The 11,182-nt window shown below is 68.3% G+C and carries 9 protein-coding genes; 2 read left to right on the plus strand and 7 right to left on the minus strand.

The genetic code is table 11. The features are described 5' to 3' along the window. Positions 1 to 3 precede the first annotated feature (3 nt). The gene (locus tag Q0C38_RS17055; protein WP_291298319.1) at positions 4 to 621 is read right to left on the minus strand and encodes a bifunctional 2-polyprenyl-6-hydroxyphenol methylase/3-demethylubiquinol 3-O-methyltransferase UbiG; all 618 of its coding nucleotides are present in this window, start codon (positions 619 to 621) and stop codon (positions 4 to 6) included. Positions 622 to 740: 119 nt separating this feature from the next. Between Q0C38_RS17055 and Q0C38_RS17060 the strand changes: the two genes are divergently transcribed. Beyond that, a complete protein-coding gene (locus Q0C38_RS17060; RefSeq protein ID WP_291298320.1) occupies positions 741 to 2,231 on the plus strand; it encodes a LamG-like jellyroll fold domain-containing protein in 1,491 nt (496 codons plus the stop codon). 3,840 nt (positions 2,232 to 6,071) lie between these two features. On the opposite strand, the gene Q0C38_RS17065 is transcribed toward Q0C38_RS17060, so the two are convergent. From Q0C38_RS17065 to Q0C38_RS17090, 6 genes are all read right to left on the minus strand, one after another. Continuing rightward, entirely contained in the window at positions 6,072 to 6,413 is a 342-nt protein-coding gene (locus Q0C38_RS17065) for a hypothetical protein (protein ID WP_291298321.1), read from the minus strand. 159 nt (positions 6,414 to 6,572) lie between these two features. Beyond that, entirely contained in the window at positions 6,573 to 7,466 is an 894-nt protein-coding gene (locus tag Q0C38_RS17070; RefSeq protein WP_291298322.1) for a 3-hydroxybutyryl-CoA dehydrogenase, read from the minus strand. After that, positions 7,466 to 8,404, minus strand: coding sequence for an electron transfer flavoprotein subunit alpha/FixB family protein (locus tag Q0C38_RS17075; protein WP_291298323.1), 939 nt, complete (start codon positions 8,402 to 8,404; stop codon positions 7,466 to 7,468). Before Q0C38_RS17075 ends, Q0C38_RS17070 begins: the two co-directional genes overlap by 1 nt. An 11-nt stretch (positions 8,405 to 8,415) precedes the next feature. Then, positions 8,416 to 9,165 carry an electron transfer flavoprotein subunit beta/FixA family protein gene (locus Q0C38_RS17080; RefSeq protein ID WP_291298324.1) on the minus strand — a complete coding sequence of 250 codons (750 nt, stop codon included), beginning with the start codon at positions 9,163 to 9,165 and terminating at the stop codon, positions 8,416 to 8,418. 218 nt (positions 9,166 to 9,383) lie between these two features. Next, complete coding sequence (locus tag Q0C38_RS17085; RefSeq protein WP_291298325.1) at positions 9,384 to 9,575, minus strand: twin transmembrane helix small protein; 192 nt, start codon at positions 9,573 to 9,575, stop codon at positions 9,384 to 9,386. A gap of 81 nt (positions 9,576 to 9,656) precedes the next feature. Beyond that, on the minus strand, positions 9,657 to 10,892 hold the full coding sequence (locus Q0C38_RS17090) for an MFS transporter (RefSeq protein ID WP_291298326.1): 1,236 nt from the start codon (positions 10,890 to 10,892) through the stop codon (positions 9,657 to 9,659). 105 nt (positions 10,893 to 10,997) lie between these two features. Here Q0C38_RS17090 and Q0C38_RS17095 point away from each other — a divergent pair. Continuing rightward, positions 10,998 to 11,182: hypothetical protein (locus Q0C38_RS17095; RefSeq protein WP_291298327.1), on the plus strand; the 185-nt coding region annotated here is incomplete at its 3' end.

Here is an 11,182-nt window from a genome sequence, read left to right on the forward strand (position 1 = left end):
CTATCAGCCGTCGTGCCGCGCTAGAAGCCGGATCACGTTTGCCTCGCCGCGATGCCCCTCGCCTTCGGCCAGCAGCGCGGTGCCGCTGGTGAGCGAGACGATGGTCAGCCCCGCGAAATCCTCGCGCAGCATCGCCGCGTTGTAGCGGCTCGCATCTCCGCGCGGGCCGCAGGCGAGCGCCTCTCCCTTCGCGAACGCCTCGAGCACGAGCAGCCCGCCGGGGGCCAGCGCTGCACGCGCGCCGCGGTGCATGGGCACACGCTCATCCGCCGTCATCTGCACGAAGACGAGGGCAACGACATCGAACGCGGCGACGGGCCACGTCCAGCGGGCGAGATCGGCCGTGACGGTGTTGATCGAGACGCCCCGGCTCGCTGCGAGTGACGTGGCGCGAGCCAGTGCCGCCGGCGCGAAATCGACGGCCGTCACGTCAAGCCCGAGGGAGGCGAGGAATACGGCGTTGCGGCCCTCGCCCTCGCCGGGGCAGAGGGCGCGCAACCCTGGCCTGAGCCGCCACGCGTTGCTCGCCAGCCAGTCGTTCGGCGCATCGCCGAACAGCCACGCGGCGGCCGCGTAGCGCGCCTGCCATCGCTGTTGCCAGCTCTCACCAGGACCTGTCAATGGTACGCTCCCGTATCGTCATTGGACCATAACAAAACACTGTCACGTAGGTTTCGCACGCAACCGTCCTCTGCCCCGGCATCGTCCGCCCCGTCAACACATCCGGAAGCGGGGACCCAATGTCCGACTATGTCCAGCTCGGCACCACCAATGCGCTCGCCATCGCCACCGTCCCAGGCAGCGGCGGCGACCAGGGCGTTCTCACCTTCGCCGCGCTCGAGCAGGGCGAGTCGATCCTCGTGAAGCCCGACCTCGGCACGACCGGGACGGTCGATACCTGGACGCTCGGCTTCGACATTCTCATTCCCGCGGGCCAGGGCACCTGGACCAGCTTCCTGCAGACCGACCTTGCCAATGCAAGCGACGGCGAGCTCTTCATCCGCGCCAGCAGTGCGACCGAGGGCGGCATCGGCATCTCCTCCGTCTACGAGGGGTCGTTCGAATACGGCGCGTGGCAGCGCGTTGTATTCACGGCTGAACGCGACGGCAACGTCACGACGCTGAGGAAGTATATCGATGGCGAGCTCGTCGGCACCCAGAACCTCACCGGGACACGCTGGACGCTCGATGCCGATGACGGGTTCCTGATCCTGTCCGACAACGACGGCGATGTCTCGGGCGGGTTCCTCTCCTCCTTCCTGTTCGTTCCGGGCGCGCTCGGCGAGGCGGCGATCGCGGCGCTGGCCGGTGCCGATGCGGATGGGTTCTTCACGACAGCACCGGTCGACGGCGCCTCGCAGTTCGACTTCGCCAACGGCACCTATGCCGCGACCTTCGGCCCAGCCGACATGACCGCACCGGCCGACGAGGATGCACCGGCTGAGCCCGCGCTCGCGATCGAAAACGCGGTGATGGACGTGATGCGCACGCCAGGCAGCACCATCACCATCGACCTCGCCGACGTGTTCAACCGCGACGACGTGACGCTCGCGATCGAGAACGATGACGAGGCCGTCGTCACCTCAGCCGTGATCGATGGCGACACGCTGACCATCACGCTCGGTGCCCTCGGCCACGCCGACCTGCGGCTGACCGCAACGGATGCGGACGGCAACAGCGTTGCCGACAATTTCCGCGTCCGCTCCGCCGGCGAGAACGCCTACACGATCGCCGTGCTGCCCGACACGCAGGACTATACGGATGCGAGCCTCGGCAACGGCCCGCCGCAGACCTTCTACAACATGACGCAGTGGCTGGTGGACAATAAGGACAGCCACAACATCGTCTTCGTCGGCCATGTCGGCGACGTGACGCAGGACAACCTCGCCAGCCACTGGGAGGTCGCCAACCGCGCTCTCTCAACGCTCGACGGCAAGATCCCGTATTCGTTGCTGCCCGGCAACCATGACCAGGCCAATGGCGGCACCGCGGCCGACCATTCCACCCAGTTCCTCGACCTGCTGTTCAGCCCCGACCGCCAGGCCGCCTCGAACTCGATACGTTCGGCGGCGTGTATGACCAGGAGCCGGAGCGGGGAGCCAACAACTACCACACGTTCACCGCACCAGACGGCACCGACTGGCTCGTGCTGTCCCTCGAGTTCGGCCCGCGCGACGACGTCATCCGCTGGGCCGGTGATGTCATCGGCGCGCATCTCGACCACCAGGTGATCCTGCTCTCGCACAGCCTCACCAACTGGGCGGTGCGGCACGACCCCGCCGGCGGGCCGCTCTATGACGAAGGGGCCGGCTACGACTACGGCATGGGCCGCGACCCCGAGGGCGCCAATGACGGCGAGACGGTGTATCGCGAGCTGCTCGCGCGCTTCCCGAACGTCGCGATGACGTTTTCCGGCCACATCTTCGGCGATGGCGCCGAGACGAACGAAAGCTACAGCCAGCACGGCAACCGCATCGTCGAGAGCCTGGTCAACTACCAGAACGGCGTTGCGCGCGAGATCACGGGCAACGGCGATGCAGCCCTCGGCGGCCGCGGCGGCAACGGCGCGATCCGCCTCGTCACGGTCGACCCCGACAATGACCGGGTGACGACGGAAACCTACTTCACCGAGTTGGACGACTATCTCGACGGCTTCCGCGTGCAGCCGGAGCGTGATCGCGATGGGCTGACGGGCACCTATCTCGGCCACGAGGAGGTGTTCGAGAACTGGGACCTGTCGACACCCGGCGTGCGCGCGGTGGCCGATGCGGGCGACGACATCTTCGCCGCCGCCATCGAGGGCGACGACGATGCCACCATCACGCTCGACGCCTCCGGCACGCTCGACCCCGGGACGGTGGCCGAGACGTACCAGTGGATCGACGAGGCCGGCGACGTGATCGCCGAGGGCGAGACAGCGGAGCTCGCGCTCGGCATCGGCCGGCATGCGCTCACGCTCGCCGTGACCGACACGGCGGGCAACGTCACGACCGACGAGGTCCTCGTCGTCGTCACCGGCGATCGCACGAAGCTCGCCGACAACTTCAACGACGGCGACAGCGATGGCTGGATCCTGCCCGGCCAGGACGATGACCTCGCCACCGGCACGCCGGAGAGCTTCGGTCTTCCCGCCATCCCGGGCGGTGAGGAGAGCGTGCTGTTCCTGCCCGCCCTGCCGGCAACGAAATCGGTGACGCTCTCGCCCAACCTCGGCGCGCCGGAAGGCACGCTGGTGGGCGACTACAGCCTGGTGTTCGACATCCTGGTGCCCGACGGGCAGGGGACGTGGACGAGCTTCATCCAGCTCAACACCAGCAACGCCGATGATGGCGAGCTGTTCATCCGCTCGAACAACAACGGCACGGGCGGCATCGGCATCTCGGGCAACTACACGGGCAGTTTCGAATACGGCGCGTGGCAGCGCGTCGGCTTCGTGTTCGATGACCTCGGCAACGGAACGACCACGCTCGCGAAATACATCGACGGCGAGCTCGTCGGCACGCAGAACCTCTCGGGCGATCGCTGGAAGCTCGATGTCGGCCGCGGCGCGCTGCTGTTCTCCGACGAGAGCGGCGAGACGTCCGATCTCTACGTCTCATCGGTGCTGGTCACCGACAAGGTGGTCACCGCAGCCGAGATGCTCGCACTCGGCGGCGTCACGGCAGGCGGCATCCTCGGTGCCGCCCCGACGCCGCTGTCGGTGCAGTTCGACTTCGACGATGACTCTCTCGATGCCAGCTACGGCGTCTCGACGCTCGGCTTCGGCGCGATCGGTTCGGGCAGCGGCAACTTCCTCGTGAAGGGAACCGTGTTCGCGCGCCCGACGGCGGAGGATGGCCTGCCCGCCCCCGAGGCGCGCGTGTACGACCAGTCGGATGCCGAGAACAACGTGCTGCTCTGGGGCGACGAGGCAGCGCTCGCCTGGGACGATTACGGCCTCGAGCTTACGCTCCGCTCGACCGACAATGACGGCATCGGCGCTGTGGTCCGCTGGCAGGACGAGGCGAACCACTATCGCGTCGTGCTCGACGCGGAGGCGAATACGCGCAGCCTCGTGAAGGTGGTCGACGGCGTCGAGACGGTGCTTGCCGCGGAAGCCGGCGGCACGCGCTTCAACGTCGACCAGGCGCTGAAGATCGCGGTCGAGGGCAACGGCATCACTGCCTTCCTCGATGGCCGCCTGCTGTTCGGCGGCACGGTGACCGACGCTGATCCGATCGGTGCCGGAACGGTTGGCCTCTGGTCCGACCAGCAGCGCAGCTCGCAGTTCGACACGGTGACGGTGAACGATACCGCCCTCGACGCGCATGGCGGCAACGACCAGCGCTTGCTGGATCGTGACGGCGATGGCGCCGAGACGGTGACGCTGTCGGCTGCCGGCACCTATGGGCCCGCCGCGATCACCACCTACGAATGGCGCGATGCCGAGGGCAACCTGCGTGGCACCGGCGCCGAGACGAGCTTCGACCTCGCGGTTGGCGCGCACAAGCTCACGCTGATCGTGACGGACGAGGCGGGCGCTGTTTCGACCGATCGTGTCGATATCGAGGTGGTGGGGCAGGGCCGCATCTGGCTCGACGAGGATTTCTCGGGCAACGCCATTCCCGCTGCGTGGACGATCGTCGACGAGGGCGAGTTCGGCGGCATTGGCGAGGGCGGGCTTGCGAGCGACTGGCGCATCGAGGGTGGCGCGCTGACGCAGCACTCCGACCTCCAGAGCCGCCAGCTCGTGTGGAACGGCGCCTCCAACGCCGATGTGTGGCGCACCGGCTGGTCGCCCCTCGGCGATGGCGTGAACGTGCTGCGCAAGGGCACGTATGCGCTCTACGAGGGCGAGGGTGCGGAGGATTGGGAGAACTACGCGCTCGAGGCCACCATCACCACGCCGGACAATGATGGGCTCGGCGTGCTGATCCATTACGTTGACGATGCGAACTACTACAAGCTCGAGCTCGACGGCGACGGCACGTATGACCGCAGCCCCGGCAACGGTGCCGGCGCCCTGTTCACGCTGACGAGGCTCCGCGACGGCGTCGAGGAGATCCTCGGCCAGGTGCCGCAACGCTACACGGTGGGCGATGTGTTCGACCTTCGCGTCGAGATCGTAGATCAGAAGATCAGCGCCTTCATCGACGGCAGCGAGATCTTCGCCTACGCGATCGAGGACCGCACCCACGAGGCGGGAACCGTCGGCCTCTACTCATGGGGCAGCGCCGGTGTCGCGTTCGACGACGTGACCGTGACCGGCCTCGACGAGGTGGCCGAGCCGGTGATGACGCCGGTGCTTGAGTTTCTCCAGGGCGGCGGCGGCGCGCCGCAGGGCAGCATCGCCACGCCGCCCACCGTCAGCCCGGCGATGCTGGCGGCGAAGCTCTCCGTCACCACGGGGGCGGAGGGCACGGTGATCGAGAACACCGGCCTCTGGAACGACATCAAGGCCATCGGCTTCGCGGCGGATGACTACCTGCCGGCGATGGGGACGGAGTTCACCGTCGCCAATTTCGTCGACGTTCGCCTTGACCTGTCGGGTGCGCTCGATGGGCTCGACATCAACGTGTGGGGTGCCAAGCGCGGCAGCGTGACGGGCGGGGATTTCGGCGACGAGATCGCCTGGACCGCGCACAGCAACGAGAGGACCTGGTCGAACACTGTCACGATCGATGGCGGGGCGGGCGATGACACGGTGCGGCTCGCCTCGGTCGGTGGCGCGAACGGCAGTGCCGACTATCTGGTCGACAACGCGACCCCGGCAAACGGGTCGTTCTGGAACGGGGCTTATGCGGGTGCGAACACGCTGTTCGCGGTCACGCTCGGCGAGGGCGAGGATACGCTCGTCGTCAGCCGCAACGCAGGCCGCGTGACGGTGAGCGATTTCGGGGAGGAGGACATGCTGCTGCTCGCCGGCTTCGGGGCGAACGCGACGCTCGCCCACCAGGGCGGTGGCGTGTGGCGCGTGTTCGAGGGCGGCACCGCCGTCGGCCAGAGCGTCACGCTTGCTGACGAGGGTGCTGCCGTCACCACGCTGGCCGCGGGCGAGGACTACCTCTTCGCCTGACGCAGCTGCGTCTTTGCTACGGCGCCGCCCGCAACTCCGCCGGGCGGCGTCGCTGCTTCTGCTGGCGTGACGCGGCGACCGCACCTTCCTCGTAGCCGTCGGTCAGCAGCCCGGCGGCATCGCGCATCGCTTCCAGCAGGGCCGAGCGCGGCACGGCCGGCAGCGGGCCTTCGGTGATCGTGTCGGCAGCGACCTGAAGCGCCTCGGCGATCAGGCGGCGGTTGTTGCGGCGGGCGCCCTCGGCGACCAGCGTCTCGCAGAGCACGGCGGCCGCTTCCGCGCGCGTGCCAGGGTTCCGCCGCGGGTCGAGCACCGCGACGGCGTCGCGCAGCAGCGCAAGGCGGACATCAACAGGCATCGTTGCGTGGGTGTTCGCGCTTTGGCGCATGGCAGTCGCCCCTCTTCCGGTGTGAGGGGAGTGTGCGTCAGCTCGTGGCGGAAGGCTGTGATCAGCCTCACAGTCCGTGCCGCGATCCGTGCGCTCGCGCACAGATCGTGGCGGGATCTCAGCGGCGGCTCAGCGTGTCGGTTTCGGTGGGGTCGAGGAATAATCGTAGAAGCCGCGGCCGCTCTTCCTGCCGAGCCAGCCTGCCTCGACATATTTCACGAGCAGCGGGCAGGGCCGGTACTTGCTGTCCGACAGCCCGTCATACAGCACCTGCATGATCGAGAGGCAGGTATCGAGGCCGATGAAGTCGGCGAGCTCGAACGGCCCCATCGGGTGGTTGGCGCCGAGCTTCATCGCGGTGTCGATCGAGGTGATGTTGCCCACCCCCTCGTACAGCGCGTACACCGCCTCGTTGATCATCGGCACGAGGATGCGGTTGACGATGAAGGCCGGGAAATCCTCCGACACCGCCGTCGTCTTGCCGAGCTTGGCCGACAGCGCCTGGATCGCCTCGAACGTCGGCTCATCGGTCGCGATGCCGCGGATCACCTCGATCAGCTTCATTACCGGCACGGGGTTCATGAAATGCATGCCGATGAACTTGCCCGGCCGGTCTGTCACCGCCGCAAGCCCGGTGATGGAAATCGAGGAGGTGTTGGATGCAATGATCGCCTCGGGCTTCAGCGCCGGACAGAGGGCACGGAAGATCGTCTTCTTGACCTCCGCCTTCTCGGTCGCTGCCTCGATCACGAGGTCGGCATCGTCGAACGGCGCGTAATCCGTTGCGGTGGCGATGCGCGCGAGTGCCGCATCCTTCGCCTCCTGCGTCACCGTTCCCTTCGCCACCTGGCGGTCGATGTTGCGGCCGATGTTCGCCACCGCCTTCTCGAGCGCGGCTGCGTTGACATCGACCAGCGCGACATCAAGGCCGGCGAGCGCACAGACATGTGCGATGCCGGAGCCCATCTGCCCCGCACCAATGACGCCGACCTTGGCGATGCCAATCGTGGCGTTATGGGACATCATTTCTTCTCCAGTTCGGATGCGAGCTCGGGCAACAGGGCGAACAGGTCACCCACCAGGCCATAGTCGGCAACCTGGAAGATCGGTGCTTCCTCGTCCTTGTTGATGGCGACGATCACCTTGCTGTCCTTCATCCCCGCGAGATGCTGGATCGCACCGGAGATGCCCACCGCGATATAGAGCTCGGGTGCCACGATCTTGCCCGTCTGCCCCACCTGGTAGTCGTTCGGCACGAAGCCCGCATCGACCGCGGCGCGCGAAGCGCCGACGGCCGCACCCAGCTTGTCCGCCACCGCCTCGATCAGCTTGAAATTGTCGCCCGACCCCATGCCGCGGCCGCCGGAGACGACGACGCGCGCGGCCGTGAGCTCAGGCCGCTCGGAGGCCGACAGCTCCTGCCCGACGAAGCGTGACAGGCCAGGATCGGCCACGGCAGCGACGGTCTCGACCGGCGCTGACCCACCTTCGGCCGGAACCGGATCGAAGCTCGCCGCGCGCACGGTCATCACCCGGATTGCATCGGATGACTTCACGGTCGCCAGCGCGTTGCCGGCATAGATCGGACGGACGAAGGTGTCGGGCGAGACGACGCCTGCGACCTCGGAGATCGGCTGCACGTCGAGCAGCGCGCCGAGCCGCGGCATCACGTTCTTGCCTGCCGTGGTCGCGGCGGAAAGGATGTGCGTGTAGCCGGGTGCCAGGGAAGCGAGCAGCGCTGACATCGGTTCGGCCAGTGCATGTGCCAGTGAAGGCGCCTCGGCGTGCAGCACTTTCGCCACGCCAGGCAGGCGGGCAGCGGCGGCTGCCGCGTCGGCGCAGCCCTCGCCCGCGACGAGAACATGAACGTCGCCGCCGATCGCCGCGGCGGCGGCGAGCGCCGAGCGCGTCGGCTGCTTGATGCCGTGGCCGTCGTGATCAGCCAGAACCAGGATCGCCATCGCCGTCTCCCTCAGATCACCTTGGCCTCGGTGCGGAGCTTCGCGACGAGCTCCGCCACCGAGGCAACCTTCGCACCGGCCTTGCGCTTGCCCGGCTCCTCGACCTTCAGCACGGTCAGCCGCGGCGTGACGTCGACCCCGAGCGCGGCGGGCGTGAGCGTCTCGATCGGCTTCTTCCGCGCCTTCATGATGTTCGGCAGCGAGGCGTAGCGCGGCTCGTTCAGGCGGAGATCGGCGGTGACGACGGCCGGCAGCGCGAGATCGACCGTCTCGAGCCCACCATCGACCTCGCGGGTCACGGCGATGCGCCCCTCCGACAACGTGATCTTCGAGGCGAAGGTGCCCTGTGGCCAGCCGAGCAGGGCGGCGAGCATCTGCCCCGTGGCGTTCATGTCGTCATCGATCGCCTGCTTGCCCATGATGATGAGGCCGGGCGTCTCCTTCGCCACGATCGCCTTGAGCAGCTTGGCGACGGCGAGCGGCTGGAGCTCGACATCCGTCTCGATGAGGATGCCGCGATCGGCCCCCATCGCGAGCGCGGTGCGCAGCGTCTCGGCGGAGGCAGTCGTGCCGGCGGAGACTGCGACGATCTCGGTCGCCACACCCTTCTCCTTGAGCCGCACCGCCTCCTCGACGGCGATCTCGTCGAACGGGTTCATGGACATCTTCACGTTGGCGATGTCCACGCCCGTCTGGTCCGCCTTCACGCGGATTTTGACGTTGTAGTCGACCACCCGCTTCACGGGCACGAGGATCTTCATGTCGGTCCTGCCATGCTGTCGGCTTCACACCTGCGCCGGTTCCTACGATAGAGCGTGTTGGCCACGCCCTCCCAGTGCCCGTTCTTCCAGCCCGCACCGGCGCGCCACAACCCACGCCTGGGTCGCGTCAGCCGGAAACCTGTTCTTCGCACGTGCAACAAAACGGCGCGGACCCTAGCCCCGAAGCGCCCCCCGCGCAAGCAACCGCCAACGGCTGGTCACCCGCGCACGAGCCACATCAGCAGCAGGAACAGCACGAGTGCCGCGCCCTGCAGCACCACGCGCCAGCGCATCAGCCTATTGCTGCGTTCGGGGTCGTTGCCGCGGGCGAGGCCGAATACACCCGCGAGGAGAACGCCAAGGGTGCCAAGCATTGCCGCGGCGGCGAGGATGATGAGCAGTGTCTGCATCGCGCGAGCGTGCCACGGGCGGGCTGCGCCGTCACCCGGTGAGCGTCCCAGGGCAGCCCGGCCACGCGGTGTCGGGCGGGATCAGTGCGAGGAGGGGGATCTCTGCCCAGCAGCCCCGGCGCGCCGCAGCGGGGCGAGGAGGGCCACGCCGATCAGCGCACACACGGCGCAGGCGACGAAACCCGCCACATAGTCGCCGGTGATCTGCACCAGGCCCGAGAAGCTCGTGGGCGCGACGAGCATCGCCAGGGCGAACACGAAGGAGAGCATCGCCGTTGCCGCGCCGACCTGGCCGACCGGTGCAAGCCGCGCCGTCTCGGACAGCAGCACGCCATTCCAGCCGATCGCCGTCGCCCCCATCGCCACGCCCGCGGCGGCGACGAGAACGGGAGGCCAGTCAGGGGCCGCGAGCGCCAGTGCCAGGGCCGCCGCGGCCGTGGCGACCCCGAGGCCGGAGAGCACCACGATCGGCCCCGTCATGTCGGCCACGAGGCCCCACAGCACGCGCCCCGCCGCCCCTGCCGCCTGCGACAGCGACAGGTTCAACCCGGCGAGCAGGAGGTCGTAACCCAGGATCTCGGTCTGGAACACGACGAAGAAGGACGAGAAGCAGAACTGCGACACGCCATAGGCAGCACCGACCAGCGAGATCGCCCGCAGCTTGGGGTGCGAGCGGAACAGCCCCAGACTTGCCTGCGCTCCCTTGAGGCCGACCTTGTGCGAGGGGTCGCGGTCACAATCGAGGGCAGCCCGCAAGGGTTGCAGCGCGACGGCCGTGATGAGCGCGAGCAGCGCGAGCCCCGCGATCCCGCCGCGCCAGCCAAGCGCGAGGCCGAGCGGAGGTGCGATCAGCCCGATCAGCATCGCCCCGCCAGGAACGCCCGTCTGCTTCACCGAGAACACGAGGCTACGGCTCCGTTGCGGCGCGCGGTCATGCAGCAGGTGGCTGCCGGCTGGGGTGAGCGGCCCGTGGCCGACGCCGCAGACGAGCGCCGAGGCGACAAGGGCAGCCGGGTGGCCCACCGTAGCAATCACGAGGCCGAGTGCAATCAGGACGAGTGCTGCCTGGCAAAGCCGCACGGGGCCGAGCCGATGGATCAGCGGGCCGGTGAGTGGCCCCGACAGCAGCGATCCACCATAGACAAGGGCGATGTGCACCCCGGCAAGCCCAGCGGGAATGCCGGTTTCACTGGAAATCAGCGGCGCGAGTACCGGCACGCCGAGGAATGCCCCCATGCCCGCGAGATGCGTGCCGAGCAATGCGAGCAGGACGAGCGCGATGGACGGGGCCGGCGCGCGTGACGGGTGCGATGACATCTGGGTAGCCAGTGTAGGTGAGCCGCGCGTGCTTGACACCCCTTGGCTGCGCAGGTTCCGTGCGGCGCCACGGGATATCGGGGCAGCGAATATCGGTTGGGCATGATGATGCGGTGGCTGAGCGAAAACCTGGCCGGTCTGGTGCTGCTCGGCATGGCGATGGCGCTGCCGGCGCCGGGAGCGCTCGCCCAGGCCTCCGCCCAGGCCCCCACGCTGGCCCCCCGCGCCGCGCCCGAACTGGTGATCCCGCTGCCGCCGGCACCCCCGGCCCTTGTCGTCCCCGCCGCCGC

The sequence above is a fragment of the Elioraea sp. genome, from assembly GCF_022842375.1.
In the GTDB taxonomy this organism is placed as follows: domain Bacteria; phylum Pseudomonadota; class Alphaproteobacteria; order Acetobacterales; family Acetobacteraceae; genus Elioraea_A.